At 38.0% G+C, this 17255-nt stretch carries 22 protein-coding genes; 20 read left to right on the forward strand and 2 right to left on the reverse strand.

The features are described 5' to 3' along the window. Positions 1 to 246: 246 nt before the first annotated feature. From PVA17_RS12450 to mtnN, 12 genes are all read left to right on the forward strand, one after another. Positions 247 to 513 carry an IreB family regulatory phosphoprotein gene (locus PVA17_RS12450; RefSeq protein WP_004226839.1) on the forward strand — a complete coding sequence of 89 codons (267 nt, stop codon included), beginning with the start codon at positions 247 to 249 and terminating at the stop codon, positions 511 to 513. Between the two features lie 2 nt (positions 514 to 515). Beyond that, on the forward strand, positions 516 to 932 hold the full coding sequence (gene ruvX / locus PVA17_RS12455; RefSeq protein ID WP_132356924.1) for a Holliday junction resolvase RuvX: 417 nt from the start codon (positions 516 to 518) through the stop codon (positions 930 to 932). A 19-nt stretch (positions 933 to 951) separates the two neighbouring features. Next, on the forward strand, positions 952 to 1260 hold the full coding sequence (locus PVA17_RS12460) for a DUF1292 domain-containing protein (RefSeq protein WP_132356923.1): 309 nt from the start codon (positions 952 to 954) through the stop codon (positions 1258 to 1260). A gap of 158 nt (positions 1261 to 1418) precedes the next feature. Further along, positions 1419 to 1946 (forward strand): DUF1292 domain-containing protein, encoded by a 528-nt coding sequence (locus PVA17_RS12465; protein WP_274067867.1) that lies wholly within the window; start codon positions 1419 to 1421, stop codon positions 1944 to 1946. A 562-nt stretch (positions 1947 to 2508) separates the two neighbouring features. Further along, positions 2509 to 3636, forward strand: a complete 1128-nt coding sequence (gene mltG, locus PVA17_RS12470; RefSeq protein ID WP_132356921.1) for an endolytic transglycosylase MltG — start codon at positions 2509 to 2511, stop codon at positions 3634 to 3636. Between the two features lie 545 nt (positions 3637 to 4181). Further along, positions 4182 to 4814, forward strand: a complete 633-nt coding sequence (locus PVA17_RS12475; RefSeq protein ID WP_132356920.1) for an O-methyltransferase — start codon at positions 4182 to 4184, stop codon at positions 4812 to 4814. A 5-nt stretch (positions 4815 to 4819) separates the two neighbouring features. Then, positions 4820 to 5752: a peptidase U32 family protein gene (locus PVA17_RS12480; RefSeq protein WP_132356919.1), complete on the forward strand. Its 933-nt coding sequence runs from the start codon at positions 4820 to 4822 to the stop codon at positions 5750 to 5752. 14 nt (positions 5753 to 5766) lie between these two features. Continuing rightward, complete coding sequence (locus PVA17_RS12485; RefSeq protein ID WP_274067868.1) at positions 5767 to 7047, forward strand: peptidase U32 family protein; 1281 nt, start codon at positions 5767 to 5769, stop codon at positions 7045 to 7047. After that, positions 7047 to 7685 carry a uridine kinase gene (gene udk / locus PVA17_RS12490; RefSeq protein ID WP_132356917.1) on the forward strand — a complete coding sequence of 213 codons (639 nt, stop codon included), beginning with the start codon at positions 7047 to 7049 and terminating at the stop codon, positions 7683 to 7685. The genes PVA17_RS12485 and udk overlap by 1 nt, the downstream gene beginning before the upstream one ends. 187 nt (positions 7686 to 7872) lie before the next feature. After that, positions 7873 to 8361, forward strand: a complete 489-nt coding sequence (greA, locus tag PVA17_RS12495) for a transcription elongation factor GreA (protein WP_049667741.1) — start codon at positions 7873 to 7875, stop codon at positions 8359 to 8361. 280 nt (positions 8362 to 8641) lie between these two features. Further along, positions 8642 to 9295 carry a YrrS family protein gene (locus PVA17_RS12500; RefSeq protein WP_274067869.1) on the forward strand — a complete coding sequence of 218 codons (654 nt, stop codon included), beginning with the start codon at positions 8642 to 8644 and terminating at the stop codon, positions 9293 to 9295. Positions 9296 to 9357: 62 nt separating this feature from the next. Next, complete coding sequence (gene mtnN / locus PVA17_RS12505; RefSeq protein ID WP_248716628.1) at positions 9358 to 10050, forward strand: 5'-methylthioadenosine/S-adenosylhomocysteine nucleosidase; 693 nt, start codon at positions 9358 to 9360, stop codon at positions 10048 to 10050. A gap of 681 nt (positions 10051 to 10731) precedes the next feature. On the opposite strand, the gene sigK is transcribed toward mtnN, so the two are convergent. Beyond that, entirely contained in the window at positions 10732 to 11439 is a 708-nt protein-coding gene (gene sigK, locus PVA17_RS12510) for an RNA polymerase sporulation sigma factor SigK (RefSeq protein ID WP_053484741.1), read from the reverse strand. An 87-nt stretch (positions 11440 to 11526) separates the two neighbouring features. Beyond that, positions 11527 to 12027: a CDP-diacylglycerol--serine O-phosphatidyltransferase gene (pssA, locus tag PVA17_RS12515; protein ID WP_132357279.1), complete on the reverse strand. Its 501-nt coding sequence runs from the start codon at positions 12025 to 12027 to the stop codon at positions 11527 to 11529. A gap of 136 nt (positions 12028 to 12163) precedes the next feature. On the opposite strand from pssA, the gene PVA17_RS12520 reads away from it, so the two are divergent. Genes PVA17_RS12520 through rsfS form a run of 8 tightly spaced genes read left to right on the forward strand, consistent with a single transcriptional unit; the run spans position 12164 to position 17255 of the window. Continuing rightward, on the forward strand, positions 12164 to 12946 hold the full coding sequence (locus PVA17_RS12520) for a phosphatidylserine decarboxylase (RefSeq protein WP_132356914.1): 783 nt from the start codon (positions 12164 to 12166) through the stop codon (positions 12944 to 12946). A gap of 36 nt (positions 12947 to 12982) precedes the next feature. Next, positions 12983 to 13504 carry a YqeG family HAD IIIA-type phosphatase gene (locus PVA17_RS12525; RefSeq protein ID WP_132356913.1) on the forward strand — a complete coding sequence of 174 codons (522 nt, stop codon included), beginning with the start codon at positions 12983 to 12985 and terminating at the stop codon, positions 13502 to 13504. Further along, positions 13501 to 14604: a ribosome biogenesis GTPase YqeH gene (yqeH, locus tag PVA17_RS12530; RefSeq protein WP_248716626.1), complete on the forward strand. Its 1104-nt coding sequence runs from the start codon at positions 13501 to 13503 to the stop codon at positions 14602 to 14604. Before PVA17_RS12525 ends, yqeH begins: the two co-directional genes overlap by 4 nt. 30 nt (positions 14605 to 14634) lie before the next feature. Further along, on the forward strand, positions 14635 to 15465 hold the full coding sequence (gene aroE / locus PVA17_RS12535) for a shikimate dehydrogenase (protein ID WP_132356911.1): 831 nt from the start codon (positions 14635 to 14637) through the stop codon (positions 15463 to 15465). A gap of 5 nt (positions 15466 to 15470) precedes the next feature. Next, positions 15471 to 15773: a ribosome assembly RNA-binding protein YhbY gene (yhbY, locus tag PVA17_RS12540; RefSeq protein WP_132356910.1), complete on the forward strand. Its 303-nt coding sequence runs from the start codon at positions 15471 to 15473 to the stop codon at positions 15771 to 15773. A gap of 9 nt (positions 15774 to 15782) precedes the next feature. Continuing rightward, positions 15783 to 16373, forward strand: a complete 591-nt coding sequence (locus tag PVA17_RS12545) for a nicotinate-nucleotide adenylyltransferase (protein WP_274067870.1) — start codon at positions 15783 to 15785, stop codon at positions 16371 to 16373. Beyond that, positions 16342 to 16914 (forward strand): bis(5'-nucleosyl)-tetraphosphatase (symmetrical) YqeK, encoded by a 573-nt coding sequence (yqeK, locus tag PVA17_RS12550; RefSeq protein WP_248716624.1) that lies wholly within the window; start codon positions 16342 to 16344, stop codon positions 16912 to 16914. Before PVA17_RS12545 ends, yqeK begins: the two co-directional genes overlap by 32 nt. Further along, positions 16911 to 17255 carry a ribosome silencing factor gene (gene rsfS / locus PVA17_RS12555; RefSeq protein ID WP_132356907.1) on the forward strand — a complete coding sequence of 115 codons (345 nt, stop codon included), beginning with the start codon at positions 16911 to 16913 and terminating at the stop codon, positions 17253 to 17255. The genes yqeK and rsfS overlap by 4 nt, the downstream gene beginning before the upstream one ends.

Here is a 17255-nt window from a genome sequence, read left to right on the forward strand (position 1 = left end):
AGCCTAAGATCATTGCATCCATGCGATAACGGCTAACTGACCTGCATCGGTAAAAACGCCACGTCCTGTGGCATTACCGAAATGACCGACATCGTGTCGTCCCTCGTGCAGGCCTAAACATAAAGCCGATTCTGGACGCAATTATGCCGAGGCATAATTGATAATACGCCAAAACATGTTATAATAAAGAGAAATTGGAGATGAGCTTTTGCACATCTCCTTATTTCTGAAAGCGAGGTGCTGGTCATGAGTTCATTTGATCAAACTATGAAATTTAATTTTCCAGAAGAATCAATGGAACAGGAAGTCAAGCAGGTAATGTTGAAAGTACATTCTTCATTAGAGGAAAAGGGATATAACCCTATCAATCAGATTGTCGGTTATTTACTTTCTGGTGATCCGGCGTATATTCCTCGCCATCAGGATGCTCGTAATTTAATTCGCAAGCTTGAGCGTGACGAAATTCTAGAAGAGCTTGTTAAGTTTTATATTAAAAAGAACAACGAGGACTAGAAATGAGAATTATGGGATTAGACGTTGGGTCAAAAACCGTTGGCGTTGCTGTTAGTGATGCTTTAGGGTGGACAGCCCAAGGTATTGAAACCGTAAAAATTGATGAAACTAACGGCGAGTTCGGCATTGACCGTATAGCCGAGTTAGTAAAGGAGTATGCTATAACAGAATTTGTAGTAGGATACCCGAAAAACATGAATAATACGGTGGGACCGCGTGGCGAGGCTTCTGAAAATTATAAAAAGCTTTTAGAAGAAACATTTTCACTACCGGTCAAGCTTTGGGATGAACGTTTAACGACGATGGCTGCAGAGCGTATGCTAATCGAAGCAGATGTGAGTCGCAAAAAGCGAAAGCAAGTCATTGATAAAATGGCTGCTGTGATGATTTTACAAGGCTACTTAGATAGTAAAAATTAATTGATGAGGTGACAATTACATGGCACACGAGCATAACCATGAAGAAGAATTACACGTACAACACATTACAGTGATTGACGAGAACGGAAATGAACAGCTTTGTGAAGTAATCCACGTACATGAATCGGCTGAATTTGGCAAATCATACGTATTTTACTCTATGGTAGGCGCAGAAGAAGATGAGGATGGCTCTGTAGAAATCTTCGTATCTTCATTCGTTCCATCTGAAAATGGTGAAGATGGTGAATTAACACCAATCGAAACTGAAGCAGAGTGGGATATGGTAGAAGACGTATTAAACGCTTTAGAGGATGAAGACGAAGAATAATCATCGTTCTTTATAAGTGTGGAACAAGGATGGCACCAAGCACTCCTTGTTCCTTTTTTACTTTAGCAAGAATGAAGCTATAAGGTTGTAAGGTGAAAAATATATCTTTTTAAGGACTAGCTTCAAAAGTTGAACCATAGTTAAAAGGAGGACATTGAATGAACGAGGAAACGCAAGAATTTCTTATAGTAGCGGAAAATGGCAAGGAGCAAAAATGTCGTGTTGTCTTCACCTTCGATGCAGATGAAAAATCATATGTATTGTTTTCGTTAATCGACGACAATGGTAATGACATTCCTGGAGATATTTCTGCAATGACATTTGATTATGATGATAACAATGGAGAAATGACAAATTTACAGCCTGTAGAAACAGATGCAGAATGGGAAATGATTAATGAGGTAGTTCTGACACTTTTAGACGAATTTGAGGAAGAGCCGCAACTATTTACAATAACAGATGAGGATGGGGCAGATCAGGTCTGTGAGGTTATTCATACATTTTCATCTGAAAAATTTGACAAATCCTATGTACTTTATGTTCTGGCAACAGACGAGCCAATAGAGGAAAGAGATATTTTTGCTTCACAATATGTCTCTGGAAATGACGGGACGATTGATGAATTATTACCGATTGAAACAGATGAAGAATGGGCATTTGTTGAAGATGTATTAAATGAATTATAATTAGAACTCCGAGTAGTAAAATGCTACTCGGAGTTTTTTTATGACGTAGCTAAAAACATAAAATGAATTTATGTTTTTCCAAGCTAATTTAGTTATTTTTACAGATGAAATGGATTTTTTTGCTTTTGTATTATCTGCATTTATTGACCAATTACGGGTAAACAGATAAAACTTGTTAAAACAAGTAAGTTAATTTGAAAAGGAGGAAATAGAATGAGGACAAATACAACTGAGTGACTGACATCGTGTCGGCCTAAGTACAAAGCCGATTGCAGACAATATGATGGCGAGGCAAAACTTTGATAGAGTAAGTTTTCCAACCGTTGAGGTGAAGAGAATATTATTGAATCTGCTAATGATATAGTGAGCAGATTTTTGTTTTTCTCCTGGATTTCTGTTCTTTTCTCTAGTAATTTAGTTTGTTGACTGTAAATCAATGTTGATTTATTACATTCTTTTGTCGGAATCTCTTTTTATGTGATCTATTTTTACTGATTTTCTATTTCTGTTTGTCGTGAAAGTTGATTTCTAGTATGATAATGGAGTGATAGGGGGGAAACCCGTGAATAACGGTTCGAAAAAACAAGAAATGCTTGCTAAAATGCAAGAAAGAAAATCCGAGGTAAAAATTGTGAGAAAAATCGTTGCTATTGTAGCAATTGCTTTTGTTTTAATATCTGGGATTGTCGGTTTACTTGGTTATAGTTATGTGAAGAGTGCCCTAAAACCAGTAGATCCAGATGCAACTAAAACAATAGCAGTTGAAGTACCGATAGGCTCAACTTTAAGCTCTATTTCAACTCTATTAGAGGAAAAAGGGGTAATTAAAGATGCTCGTGTTTTTAAATATTATGCTAAATTTAAAAATGAATCCCAGTTCCAAGCAGGAAACTATGATTTAACACAAGCAATGACATTGGATGAGCTAATCGAAAGTTTAAAAACCGGGAAGGTTTATCGTACACCAGTCTTTACAATGACAATTCCTGAAGGTTTAACACTTGAACAAATTGGTAATATAGTGGAAAAGAAAACGCCTTACACTCAAAAAGAATTTATGGATTTAGTAACAAGCGATGCGTTTGTACAACAAATGAAGGCTAAATACCCTGAGCTTGTGACGGATGCGGTTTTAGCTGATAAAATCCGATATGATTTAGAAGGTTATTTATTCCCTGCAACTTATTCTTATTTTGAAGAAAAACCATCATTAGAATCCATTGTAGACGAAATGATAGGAGCAATGGACAAGGTTGTGAAAAATTACAACGATGCTCTAACTGAGAAGAAAATGTCAGTACATCAATTATTAACATTTGCTTCATTATTGGAAAGAGAAGCTACTGCTCAAACAGATCGAGAAACGATTGCGAGCGTATTCTATAACCGTATCGATCAAGGGATGCCATTACAAACAGATCCAACTGTTTTATATGCACTTGGTTCCCATAAAGATCGTGTCCTTTATAAAGATTTAGAAGTAGATAATGCCTATAATACTTACAAAAATAAAGGCTTACCACCAGGTCCGATTGCGGGAGCAGGAAAAACTTCGATTGAAGCAGTGCTTAATCCAAGTAAAACGGACTATCTATACTTCTTAGCGGATAAAAAAGGTGTCAACCACTTCTCGAAAACGTATGATGAACATTTACTGAAGGTAGATAAATATATAAAAAAAGCTGAGTAAGTACTTAAAATAGAAAAAATAAATAGTAATAATGTGGATAGAAGGAAAGAAAAATAGCTTTCCTTCTATTTTCGTGCTATTATAAATTGTGATTTTTAATCAATCCGCATGGAAAAAATTCAATCAGTCCGTTAATGCGGAATAATATACGTGGTGGCAATTGTTTCTGAGCTTATAAAAACAATTGCTCATTTTTGTATGACGAAGTACCAAGACATCACGTTTGGTCTTTTTCTTTTTGTTGCTAAATGATGAAGTACAGACAACGAGTATTGCTCGTTGCGCCTCCGGCGAATGTCACGGAATCGGAGTGGAGTTCTTAAAGGATATTAGCCTAAAATTATCGCATCGATGCGAGAACGGCTAACTGACCTGCATCGGTAAAAATGTCACGTCCTAGGCATTACCGAAATGACCGACATCGTTTCGGCCCTCATGCAGGCCTAAGCACAAAGCTGATTCCGGAAGCATTGTTTATCTGCGCAAAAGCGTAGCGACAGCGGCAATTATGCCGAGGCATAATTGATATGAGGGTGAACTAAAAAATGGAATTATCAGATGCATATATACAATCATTTATTCAACCACGTAATGAATTGCTTTTAGAGATGGAAGCATTTGCGGAGGAGAATCATGTGCCGATTATGCAACTTTCAGGCATTGATGCACTAAATCAATTGCTACGTATTCAAAATCCGTCGAAAATTTTAGAGATTGGTACAGCAATTGGTTATTCTGCAATAAGGATGGCAGAGGCTATACCAAATGTGCAAATCGTTACAATCGAACGTGATGCAGAGCGTGTTGCAAGAGCAAAGGCTTATATTGAACGTTCTACAGTATCAGATCGTATTACAGTCATTGAAGGTGACGCCTTAGAAGTGAATGATGAAGCAATTCAAACGACCTTCGATGCAGTTTTTATCGATGCTGCAAAGGGACAATATCAACGCTTTTTTGAAAAGTATGCACCTCTTGTAAAATCTGGCGGAGTTCTGTATATCGATAATATGTATATGCATGGCCTATCAGATTTGGATTTAAAAGATGTACCGCGTCGTAAGCGTACAATGATTCGCAATTTAAAAAACTTCACCGAATGGATTATGCAGCACCCTGATTATACAAGTGCGTTTTTACCAGTTGGTGATGGTTTATTATTATGTTTGAAGAGGTGACTATTATGAAAAAACCTGAATTGCTTGTTACACCGCAATCGGTGGACCATGTTAAAGCACTTTTACAGGCTGGAGCAGATGCTTTTGTCATTGGTGAACAACAATTTGGTCTGCGCCTAGCAGGAGAGTTTTCTGTGAGTGAAGTGGAAGAAGCTACAAAGCTAATTCATGCCGCGGGTAAAAAGGTTTATGTTGCGGTAAATGCGCTATTCCATAATGAAAAATTGGATGCGCTTGCCGAATATTTAAAAGAAATGCAACGTATTGGTGTTGACCGTTTAATTTATGGTGATCCAGCAGTATTAATCATCCGTCGTGAGCAAGGTGTAACAATACCGCTACACTGGAATCCGGAAACGACTGCAACGAACTGGTTTACTGCAAATTATTGGGGAAAACGCGGAGCAACTCGCGCAGTGCTTTCACGTGAACTTTCTTTAGATGAAGTGCTAGAAATTAAAGAAAATACAGAAGTTGAGATTGAGGTTCAAGTACATGGAATGACATGTATGTTCCAATCAAAACGTCCATTACTAGGCCATTATTTCTTATATCAGGATAAAGTAATGGAAATTGAAAATCGTAAGGAAAATCGCAATATGTTCCTTCATGATGATGAACGAAATAATAAATATCCAATTTATGAAGATGCTAATGGTACGCATATTTTTAGCCCAAACGATATGTGCATTATTGATGAGCTTGGTGAATTATTCGAAGGTAACATTGATGCATTGAAAATTGAGGGTGTTCTTCAAACGCCAGAATATGTGATCACAGTAACAGAAGCTTATCGAAAAGCAATTGACACATATTTTGACGAATCAGCAGATGCGTATGAAGATATTAAAGATGATTTATTAGCTAAAATTGAAGATATTCAGCCTGCCATCAGACCTCTTGATACTGGCTTTATCTTCAAGGAAACAGTTTACTAGGAGGTGGCAAGAACATGGCATTAGCATTAGAACAAAATGACAAAATCCGTGAAATTGTAGACGGTAAACGTGTCATTACAAAAAAACCAGAGCTACTTGCCCCTGCAGGTAGTTTAGAAAAATTAAAAGTAGCAGTTCATTATGGAGCGGATGCTGTATTTATTGGTGGACGAGAGTTCGGTCTCCGTTCAAACGCAGATAACTTCTCAATTGAAGAAATGCGCGAAGGTGTTGAATTCGCCAATAAATATGGTGCCAAAATATATGTTACGACAAATATTTTCGCCCACAATGAAAATATGGACGGTTTAGAGCAATATTTACAAGATATTGAATCTGCGGGTGTTACAGGCATTATTGTAGCGGATCCACTAATCATTGAAACATGCCGTACAGCTGCACCAAAGCTTGAAATTCACCTTTCTACACAGCAATCTTTATCGAACTGGAAGGCAGTGCAGTATTGGAAAGAAGAAGGCTTACATCGTGTAGTATTAGCACGTGAAGTAGGCGGCGAAGAAATGAAGCTGATGAAGGAAAAAGTCGATATTGAAATTGAGGCATTCGTTCATGGAGCCATGTGTATCGCCTATTCTGGTCGCTGTGTACTGTCAAATCACATGACTGCTCGTGACTCTAACCGTGGTGGTTGCTGTCAATCTTGCCGCTGGGACTATGATTTATATGAGCTAGAAGATGGCGAAGAAAAGGCACTTTTCGATGATAATCACGCACCTTTTGCCATGAGTCCGAAAGACTTAAAGCTGATTGAAGCAATTCCACATATGATTGAACTTGGTATTGATTCATTAAAAGTAGAAGGTCGTATGAAATCAATTCACTATGTTGCTACAGTTATTTCAGTGTACCGTAAAGTGATTGACGCTTATTGTGCTGACCCTGAAAACTTTAAAATTAAACGTGAATGGCTAGAAGAACTAGACAAATGTGCTAACCGTGATACCGCTGAAGCATTCTTCCATGATGCTCCTGGGCACGAGGAGCAAATGTTTGGTGTACATGGCCGTAAAACGACTTATGAGTTTGCTGGTTTAATTTTAGAGCATGACCCTGAAACAAAAATTGTGACAATGCAACAACGGAACTATTTTAAACCTGGCGATGAGGTAGAATTCTTTGGACCAGAAATTGATAATTTCCGTTTTACAATGGGGGAAATTTGGGATGAGGATGGCAATAGCTTAGATGCTGCACGGCACCCATTACAAATTGTTAAATTTAAATGCGATACACCATTAAAACCACATAACATGATGCGAAAGGAGAATAATTAATGGTAGCAAAGCGTCCAGTCGTCATCGGAATTGCTGGTGGTTCATGTTCGGGAAAAACGAGTGTGACACGTGCTATTTATGATGTTTTCCGCGATCATTCAGTAGTAGTAATTGAACAAGATTTTTATTATAAAGACCAAAGTCATTTAACGTTTGAGGAGCGTTTAGGTACAAACTATGACCATCCGTTAGCGTTTGATAACGATTTGTTAATTGAACACATAAAAAAATTATTGGTCCGCCAATCAATTGAAAAGCCGGTATATGATTATGTGCAGCATACAAGAGCAAAAGAAGTTATTCATGTAGAGCCTGTAGATGTTATTATACTAGAAGGTATTTTAGTGTTAGAAGATGCAGATTTACGTGATTTAATGGACATTAAATTATTTGTAGATACGGACTCAGATTTACGTATTATTCGTCGTATAATGCGTGATATAAAAGAGCGTGGACGCACTACGGATTCTGTAATCGACCAATATTTATCGGCAGTGCGTCCAATGCATAATCTGTTTATTGAACCGACGAAACGTTATGCCGATATTATTATTCCAGAAGGCGGGGATAATGAGGTTGCGATTGATTTAATGGTAACTAAGATTAAAACTATCCTTGAAACCGACAACGTATTGTAATAAGATAGAGTGGTATTGACAATATTTACATGCATATCTGTACATATTTCAGAAAGGCATGCATACTATTAGGTCAAAGAGTAATTTGAAACCGTTTAAAAATAATAAAATTCGATTAAGTGCATCCACTAAGCCACTTAATCGAGTTTTATGTTTTTATATTGACGAAAACAAGGAGTGAAGAACTTTGGCAAATGAAAAACAGTACCCAATGACAGCTGAAGGTAAAAGAAAATTAGAAGAAGAATTAGTGAAATTAGAAACGGAAACACGTAAGGAAATCGTAGAACGTATTAAAATTGCTCGTGATTTCGGGGATCTTTCTGAAAATGCTGAGTATGATTCTGCAAAAGAAGAACAAGCCTTTTTAGAAGGTCGAATTTCTACATTAAAATCTATGATTCGTAACGCAGTTATTATTTCTGAGGACGAAACAGACAACAGTGTAGTATCACTAGGGAAAACGGTTACATTTGTAGAAGTTATTAATGGGAAACCATCAACAGATGAGGAATCGTATACAATTGTTGGTTCGGCTGAGGCAGATCCAATGGAATTCCGTATTTCAAATGAATCACCAATTGCGAAAGGCTTACTAGGCCGTGCTGAGGGCGAAGAAGTTGTTGTACAAACACCTGGTGGTGAAATGAAAGTTAAAATTATTTCAATAAAATAATTTTGGTACAAGCAGTTAGCTTATCTTTAAGGAGAGCTAGCTGCTTTTATCTTCTGCATTGTCTGTTCGAAAGAGAGAGCAATAACAATAACAACAATATACGCCAAGTGGAAATTAATCTTGATTTAAACATCTATGTAAGTATTTAAATCAAGGGAAAAAACTATGGGGAAATAAGTCAAGATAGTTATATTTTTCTCTCTGAAAAAATATATGAGCACAATTATTTTGCAAGTACTGTTGAACTTGATAGAATATTGGCTAGAGAGGGGGAGACTTCATGAGTGAACGAAAAACTCGAAGCAGTCGTCATTTGCAGCCATCTCGTAATAAAAAGCTAGATAAACTATTGAATGTTTTAATTGGTATTGTCGTGATATTAATTATTATAACAGCAACATTTGTGTTTAAATGGCAGGATGATGCAGGAAAAGCTGAAAAAGACGAGCCAATACAGGAGCAGAAGAACGATAAAAAAGATGTGAAGGAAGAGCCTTCTAAAGAGCAAAAAAATGATGAATCAGTTCAGGAGGAAAAACAAGCAAAGGAAGAGCCAACAGACGAATCTCAACCATCTAAACAGGACTCTACTACAGAAACTACTTCAGACAATCCAATTGTTGACAAGGTCATAACAAATAAAAATTGGGAACCTACACCTACAACACAAACAGGTCAGCATGTGTCTTCTTACGATGAGAAATCTGTAGACTGGGCTGAAAAGGTAGCAACGGTTGCGGCCGTTACAGGCATCGAAAAGGACAATATGATTATTTGGCGTATGGGGAACAATGGTAGCGCTAATTCGGCTATTGCAACAGTTTCAACGAATGATAAGACAAAAATGTATCGTGTTAGCATGGAATGGGTTGACAACGAAGGCTGGACACCAGTAAAACTTGAACAACTAAATACATTAAACGGCGCCTATTGACGAAAATAATTCATTTTATTATTTTTAATAGAGTTGAATATAGAAGGGAAGTAACAAAAGAAATGAAAATTGCAGTAATTGGCGCAATGGAAGAGGAAGTTGAGCTTTTACGAGCATCATTAGAGCAAGCAAAAAGCACAACAATCGCAGGCAGTGAGTATACAACAGGAACTTATAAAGGGAAAGAGGTAGTTTTATTAAAAAGTGGTATTGGTAAAGTGAATGCCGCAATGTCAACTACTATTCTATTACATGAATTTAAGCCTGACGTAGTCATTAATACGGGCTCTGCCGGAGGCTATGATGAAACTCTTGAAGTTGGCGCAGTCGTTATTTCAGATGAAGTTCGTCATCATGATGTAGATGTCACGATTTTCGGTTATGAAATGGGGCAGATGGCTGGTATGCCAGCAGCTTATAAATCGGATGAAAAACTTATGAAAGTTGCTGAAGAGGCTGTAAAAGCTGTTGGAGAGCACCAATATGGTATTGGTTTAATTTGCTCAGGTGATGCCTTTATGAATGATCCTGTTCGTGTAGAAGCTGTCCGTCGTCATTTCCCGCAAATGAAGGCAGTAGAGATGGAAGCAGCGGCAGTTGCACAAGTATGTTATCAATTTGGTACGCCATTTGTTGTTATTCGTGCTTTATCAGATATTGCTGGAAAAGAATCGAATCTTAGCTTCGATGAGTTTTTACCAGTAGCTGCAAAGCATTCAACACAAATCGTACTAAAAGCTATCGAATCATTATAAGTCTAATAATTTAGTGAAATAAACTACACAAAATAGTCAAAATGAGTGGCTTTTAGTGTGAGAAAAATCACAGTTTACACGTTTCACAAATGCTAAACTGTTGTTAATTAAATCTCTTCATTTCTAGATGGGAGGCATTCATAATGCTATTTTTAACAGCAGGTGTAGTTATTATAACAATGTTACTCGGTACACTTATTTCAGTAGAACTATCAGAATCTGCAGAATAAAAAAATCTCTTGCGATTTTAAATCGCAAGAGATTTTTTTTCTTCATTAGTTACGCAAACTTGCTAAGGATTGGGCTTATTACTAAATTTAGGGATGATGTTTAGTAAAAAAACGTATGCTTTGTGTAGAAGTGATTGGGCGACTCTTTAGGGATTAATGTCACAGATAAGACCTTGGATCGCGCAGGTAGGGAACAAAGTCCATCGTGTCTTGTAACAACGCCTCTGTGATTAACCTCCTGTTGTTGTTGCTGCCTCGCTTTCGCACAAAACATCTATTTATCCGAAGTATCTCATCAGACGCCCCTGAGAGTGCATTCAGTTGGAACGGAAATCAACTTTACGTTATGGTGATTTGCCAAAGGGGTACTTTTGTAACAAAAAATACAAGATTAATTGCACAATAAAGTAATGAGGTTGTTGAATTTTTATAAGTATCAATTTACAATATATTACTCAATTATCTTTTGATCTCGTTTATATAATTGATAGAGTTTAATAAGTGCTCGTTTTTCAATGCGAGATACATAACTACGAGAAATATTTAAACGTGCAGCGATTTCTTTTTGCGTAAGTGCATCTTGCTGGTTTAGACCATAGCGGAGTGTAACAATTTCGAGTTCACGTTCGTCAAGCATATGCAAATAATGATATAGTTGTGCAACATGCTCTTTATGTTCAAGTTTTTCTGTTGCACTTTCTTCATCGCATTGTAAAAGATCTCGTATTTGTAGTGCATTACCATCTTTATCTGTACCGATTGGCTCAAATAAGCTAACATCTTTTTGCACTTTTTTCTGTGTACGCAGATGCATTAAAATTTCATTTTCGATACAACGGGCGGCATAAGTGGCAAGACGGGTTTTTTTGTCAGGAGTATAACTTTCAACGGCTTTCATCAGACCAATAGTACCAATGGAAATATAATCATCAAGTTGTTCATGTTTTGGGTGGAATTTTTTCACAACGTGTGCGACGAGTCTCATATTGCGTTCAATTAGATCAAGACGCGCTTGCTCATCACCGCCTAAAAATCGTTCAATACAAGCAGCTTCCTCTTCTTTTGAAAAGGGTTTATGGAATGTTTGCCCCTTTAAATAGCCAAGTAACGCTGGGATCTCAAGCCATAACTGCAACATAGATGTAAAAATTCCGCTCATTGAATGATTTCATCCTTTCCCCATTTTTCGACAGTATATGTTATAAAACTGTGTTAAATGAAAAAAAGTGCAACAGCAAATGCGCTGTTACACTTTTTTTAACGAAATTGTACTAATCATTAGTAATGCTAGTATGGGGAATAGGAAAAGATAAAATGCCGGGTGGAACGTATTAGATGCAAAATACGTTAAAGTTAAGATCGTACCTGCCGCTGTAATTGGTAACCCTGTAAAATAGCCGTTTGCTTCAGTAATATTGAAACGAGCCAATCTCATCGCACCGCAGATGATGTATAGTACTGTCATCGTCATGCCGACGAAACCAAAGTCGACTAAGACAACTTTATACATTAATAATGCAGGCGCTACACCAAATGATATAATATCACTCATAGAATCTAATTGTTTACCTAGATCAGACACTTGTCCGAGTGCTCTAGCTACCTTCCCATCATAACGATCAAGAAGGGCTGCAATAAAGATAAACAAGACACTGAAGCTATAGTATTCGTGTAGTGTAGCCATTATGGCCGCGCCGCCGAAGGACATATTACTGATTGTGATAAAGTTTGCTGCTTGCGATTTCATTTTCTTAACCGTGGTATCCACCAACTTGTGATAAAAAAACAAGGGGGATCACTCCTTTGCACTTAAGATATTGTACCATTATACTTCGAATGCGAAAAAATTGACAGTCTAAATTAATCGATAGGGGTTTTGTTTTATGAAAGAAAAACTATATCAACGCTTGATTGAATTAACAAATGGCAAGCAATCCTCCCATCTTTTGCAATCTATTGCAAAAGCAAAGTGGAGTAAACGAATTATTCCTAGTTACATGAAAGTATACGACATTAATCTTGAAGAGGTTTCAAAACAACAACAACAATTTTCAAGTTTACATGATTTTTTTACAAGAGAGCTTTTAAAAGATGCACGTCCAATTGAACAAAATCCCACTACTTATGTAAGTCCAGTGGATGCCAAAGTGGAATCCTTCGGACGTATCGAATGGGATATGACATTTCATGTAAAGGGTAAGCCTTATGCTTTACATGATTTACTCGGCAATGCAGAACGTGCTTCACAATATGCAGATGGACATTTTATCGTGTTTTACTTGAGTCCTGCAGATTATCACCGTATTCATAGCCCGATTGATGGGGAAGTGCTAAGACAATATACACTTGGCCAAAAATCTTATCCTGTTAACCAGCTCGGTCTTACATACGGTAAAAAACCTATTTCACACAATTATCGTTCAGTAACAGAGCTTAAAGTCGCGAATGATCAGCAAATAGCGTTTATTAAAGTTGGTGCTACCTTTGTAAACTCTATTATGCTCACTAATACAACAACACAGTGGCATAAGGGGGAAGAAGTCGGATATTTTTCATTCGGCTCAACAGTCGTTATGCTGTTTGAAAAGGATGCTATAGAATTTACGGAAAATGTTGTACAAGGAAGCCCAATTCGAATGGGTGAAGCTTTCGCAAATATGCTATAATGGTCGAATAATACGTTTAGATTAGGGGTCGCTATTTTGTATAATTTTTTATTACCAGATGAATTTGTCACGAGTATTTATGAAATTACGCCGGAAAAGCTTCAAGACTTAGGTATTAAAGGGATTATTACGGATTTAGATAATACGCTTGTGGAATGGGACCGTGCAGATGCAACGGAAGAGCTTATTATTTGGCTGCGCATTATGAAAGAATCAGGCATTCGTGTAATAATTGCGTCGAATAACAAAGAGGCGCGTGTTAAACAATTTGCTGAGCCATTAGGTATTCCTTATATTCATAAGGCGAGAAAGCCACTTCGTAATGCCTTTTATAGTGCAATTGTTCAATTGGGGCTACGACCACAGGAGGTAGTAATGGTAGGAGACCAGCTACTAACAGATGTAATGGGCGCAAATCGCTTAGGTTTGCATACGGTACTAGTAAAACCAGTTGCACAATCAGATGGGCTCGTAACAAAATTCAACCGCTTTATTGAGCGTCGTGTGTTCAATAATTTAAAACGAAAAGGAATCACTACTTGGGAGGAAAAAGAATGAACGAAATGCCAAATTGTATTGGCTGTGGTACAACAATTCAAACAGAAGATAAAACAGCAGTTGGGTATGCACCCCCATCATCATTGGAAAAAGACGTGGTCATTTGCCAACGTTGCTTCCGTTTGAAAAATTATAATGAAATTCAACCAGTGTCATTAACAGATGACGACTTTTTACGCATTTTAAACGGTCTTGGAACACAGCAAGGCTTAATCGTAAAAATTGTTGATATATTTGACTTCAATGGGAGCTGGCTACCAGGACTTCACCGCTTCGTAGGTAAAAATCCTGTGTTATTAATCGCGAACAAAGCCGATTTATTACCGAAATCTGTGAAACCGAAAAAAGTGATTAATTGGCTAAAACGTGAAGCAAAGGCTCTCGGTCTACAACCTGTAGATGTACTTCTAGTGAGTGCCCATAAAGGTAAAGGGATGGCCGAAGCAATGGAAGCCATTGATGAGTACCGTAATGGACAAAATGTGTACGTTGTAGGTTGTACAAATGTTGGGAAATCCACGTTCATTAATCGCATTATCAAGCAGGCTACTGGTGAAGGTGAGATTATTACAACTTCTCATTTCCCAGGTACCACTTTAGATATGATTGAAATTCCATTAGATGATGGTAGTGCATTATATGACACACCGGGAATTATTAATCACCATCAGATGGCACACCATATTGATGCAAGCGAATTAAAATATATTATGCCTAAAAAAGAAATAAAGCCAAAAGTGTATCAACAAAATGCTGGACAAACATTATTTATTGGCGCCCTTGCTCGTTTTGACTTTATTCAAGGAGAACGCTCGGCATTTACGGTACACGTGGCAAATGACTTGCCAATACACCGAACAAAGCTTGAGAAGGCAGATACATTGTATGCAGAGCATAAGGGTGAATTGCTAGCACCTCCAACTGCTGAATTTATCGAACAGCTACCGCCATTAGTGCGTCATGAGTTCTCTATTAAAGAAGCGAAAACAGATGTTGTCTTCTCTGGTCTTGGATGGATTACTGTGCAGCATGCCAATGTAGTTGTTGCGGCTTATGCCCCAAAGGGTGTACAAGTTTCAATTCGTCCATCACTAATTTAGGATGTATAAGTAGAGAAGAGGGATTAGGAAATGAAGAAATGGTTTGCAGTTATGGGTGATCCGATTGAGCATTCAAAATCCCCAGCGATGCATAATGCTTGGTTCGGGGAAATGTCGATAGATGCAACGTATATTCCAGTGCATGTGTCTTCTGAAAATTTGGAGTCAGCGGTTGCTGGCCTGAAAGCATTAGGTGCTAGTGGCTGGAATATAACCATCCCACATAAAACAGCGATCATTCCTTATTTAGATGAGCTAGATGAGTTGGCAAAAAAAATGGGAGCTGTCAATACGGTTGTCCGAACAAAAGAAGGAACATTAAAGGGCTATAATACAGACGGTGTTGGTTTTGTACGTTCGCTAGAAGAAGCGGTTGGTAAGTCACATAAAGACAAGCCAGTTCTTCTAATTGGTGCGGGCGGTGCTGCTCGTGGTATTGCTTTTGCCATGCAACAGCAAGGTTATACGAATTTAACCATTGCAAACCGTACAGTGGCAAATGCCCAAGCAATTGTCGATGAAATGGGTGTAGGTCATGCCATTTCTTTAGCGGAGGCTGAGGAATTATTAGCTGATTTCAGCATTTTAGTGCAAATGACATCGGCTGGACTTGCTACGGGTAATTTTTCAATGCCATTTTCCTTAGAACGACTTGCAAAAGGCGCAATTGTGGCCGATATTGTGTATAATCCATTAATGACGCCTTTTTTAAAAGCGGCTGCGGAAAAAGGAGCAACCGTCGTGACGGGTCTTGGAATGTTCGTTCACCAAGGGGCTATTGCTTTTGAGCATTGGCTTGGTGAATACCCAAATACAAATTCAATGATTGCGCAATTAAAGGCGCAATTAGGAGGAAACTAATTTTTATGTTAACAGGTAAACAGAAACGTTTTTTACGTGCAGAAGCACATCATTTAACACCGATTTTCCAAGTAGGAAAAGGCGGCGTTAATGACGAAATGACAAAGCAAATCCGTGAAGCATTAGAAGTACGAGAGTTGATTAAAGTACGTATTTTAGATAACTGTGAAGACGATAAACATGAAGTTGCAGAAGCACTTGCTAAAGGTGCTCATGCAGAGCTTGTGCAATTAATTGGACTAACAGTTGTTTTATATAAAGAGTCACGCAATCATAAAAAGATTGCATTACCAAAAGCAACGAAATAAGGTGAGACGATGAAAAAGGTCGGTTTACTGGGAGGTACATTTAATCCACCACATAATGGACATTTAATGATGGCTAATGAAGTACTGCATGCATTAGAGCTTGATGAAGTTCGCTTTATGCCTAATGCGTTGCCACCACATAAGTTCGCACGTCATGATGCTAGCGATAAGGAACGCCTTGAAATGGTAAAGCGTGCAATAAGTCCATACCCGTATTTTTCTGTCGAGTCGTATGAGGTGGAGAAGGGTGGCGTATCCTATTCATATAAGTCACTTTCTGCAATGTGCATAAGAGAGCCTAATGTGAAGTTTTACTTTATCATTGGAGGCGACATGATTGATTCGCTTCATACATGGTACTGTATTGATGAATTAGTGAAGCTTGTGCAATTTGTAGGAGTAAAGCGTCCAGGAACAGTGGCCACTACAGAGTATCCTATAGTAATGGTGGAAGCTCCCCAAATCGATTTATCGTCCACACTGATTCGTGAACGACTTGCCACTGGAGGAACGGTTACTTTTTTACTGCCTGAAGCGGTAGAGACGTTCATACGAGAGGAAGGTCTATATGGAACGCGAACAGTACTTAGCGGCGATTAAGCCACGCATGCCTGAGAAGCGCTATATTCATACCATTGGTGTAATGGAAACAGCGATCGAGCTAGCAATATTATATGGCGAGGATGAAAAAAAAGCTGAAATAGCTGCCATCCTTCACGATATTGCGAAATATGCAGATATCGAATGGATGGAGAAAATCGTCCGTGATGAAAAATTAGATGCTCGCCTTATTGGCTGGGGTAGTGAATTACTGCATGGTCCAGTAGGTGCATATATTGCAGAAAGCGAATTTGGCATTACGGATGAGGATATGTTAAATGCTATTCGTTTTCATACTACAGGACGCGTAGGCATGAGCCGTCTAGAAAAAATTATTTTTGTTGCAGATATGATAGAACCTAATCGTAAATTTGATGGGGTTGATCGTCTGCGAAAAAAGGCAAAGAAAAATTTGGATAAAGCGATGAGTGCTTGTGTGCGCCATACATTGGCATTTTTAATTGACACAAAGCAACCAATTTATCCATTATCAATAGAATGTTACAACGATATGATGAAAAGAGAGGACAGTGAAGGATGACTTCAACTTTATTACAAGCAGCTTACAAAGCAATTGACGACAAACATGGTGAGGATATTGTCGTTTTAAATATGCAAGGCATTTCACTTTTAGCAGATTATTTTATTATTGCTCATGGTAATTCTGATCGCCAAGTGCAAGCAATCGCACGTGAATTACAAGAGATAGCAGAAAAAGAGGGCTATGAAATTCGCCGTGTAGAAGGCTTTGATGCAGCGCGCTGGGTTCTTGTAGATCTTGGAGATGTAGTAGCGCATGTATTCCATAAAGATGAACGCGCTTATTATAACTTAGAGCGTCTATGGGGCGATGCACCGCAACTAGACATGCCAGAGGCTTAA

It is taken from the genome of Lysinibacillus sp. CNPSo 3705, from assembly GCF_028674935.1.
GTDB lineage: Bacteria > Bacillota > Bacilli > Bacillales_A > Planococcaceae > Lysinibacillus.

What these genes read in the sequence shown, in the direction of transcription:
- PVA17_RS12485 (WP_274067868.1), top strand. Translation starts at nt 5,767, where the DNA reads ATGGCATTAGCATTAGAACAAAATGACAAAATCCGTGAAATTGTAGAC.
- yhbY (WP_132356910.1), top strand. Translation starts at nt 15,471, where the DNA reads ATGTTAACAGGTAAACAGAAACGTTTTTTACGTGCAGAAGCACATCAT.
- yqeK (WP_248716624.1), top strand. Translation starts at nt 16,342, where the DNA reads ATGGAACGCGAACAGTACTTAGCGGCGATTAAGCCACGCATGCCTGAG.
- rsfS (WP_132356907.1), top strand. Translation starts at nt 16,911, where the DNA reads ATGACTTCAACTTTATTACAAGCAGCTTACAAAGCAATTGACGACAAA.
- PVA17_RS12450 (WP_004226839.1), top strand. Translation starts at nt 247, where the DNA reads ATGAGTTCATTTGATCAAACTATGAAATTTAATTTTCCAGAAGAATCA.
- sigK (WP_053484741.1), bottom strand. Translation starts at nt 11,439, where the DNA reads ATGAGCGGAATTTTTACATCTATGTTGCAGTTATGGCTTGAGATCCCA.
- yqeH (WP_248716626.1), top strand. Translation starts at nt 13,501, where the DNA reads ATGAACGAAATGCCAAATTGTATTGGCTGTGGTACAACAATTCAAACA.
- PVA17_RS12480 (WP_132356919.1), top strand. Translation starts at nt 4,820, where the DNA reads ATGAAAAAACCTGAATTGCTTGTTACACCGCAATCGGTGGACCATGTT.
- PVA17_RS12460 (WP_132356923.1), top strand. Translation starts at nt 952, where the DNA reads ATGGCACACGAGCATAACCATGAAGAAGAATTACACGTACAACACATT.
- aroE (WP_132356911.1), top strand. Translation starts at nt 14,635, where the DNA reads ATGAAGAAATGGTTTGCAGTTATGGGTGATCCGATTGAGCATTCAAAA.
- PVA17_RS12520 (WP_132356914.1), top strand. Translation starts at nt 12,164, where the DNA reads ATGAAAGAAAAACTATATCAACGCTTGATTGAATTAACAAATGGCAAG.
- PVA17_RS12475 (WP_132356920.1), top strand. Translation starts at nt 4,182, where the DNA reads ATGGAATTATCAGATGCATATATACAATCATTTATTCAACCACGTAAT.
- PVA17_RS12500 (WP_274067869.1), top strand. Translation starts at nt 8,642, where the DNA reads ATGAGTGAACGAAAAACTCGAAGCAGTCGTCATTTGCAGCCATCTCGT.
- PVA17_RS12545 (WP_274067870.1), top strand. Translation starts at nt 15,783, where the DNA reads ATGAAAAAGGTCGGTTTACTGGGAGGTACATTTAATCCACCACATAAT.
- ruvX (WP_132356924.1), top strand. Translation starts at nt 516, where the DNA reads ATGAGAATTATGGGATTAGACGTTGGGTCAAAAACCGTTGGCGTTGCT.
- mtnN (WP_248716628.1), top strand. Translation starts at nt 9,358, where the DNA reads ATGAAAATTGCAGTAATTGGCGCAATGGAAGAGGAAGTTGAGCTTTTA.
- PVA17_RS12465 (WP_274067867.1), top strand. Translation starts at nt 1,419, where the DNA reads ATGAACGAGGAAACGCAAGAATTTCTTATAGTAGCGGAAAATGGCAAG.
- udk (WP_132356917.1), top strand. Translation starts at nt 7,047, where the DNA reads ATGGTAGCAAAGCGTCCAGTCGTCATCGGAATTGCTGGTGGTTCATGT.
- pssA (WP_132357279.1), bottom strand. Translation starts at nt 12,027, where the DNA reads ATGAAATCGCAAGCAGCAAACTTTATCACAATCAGTAATATGTCCTTC.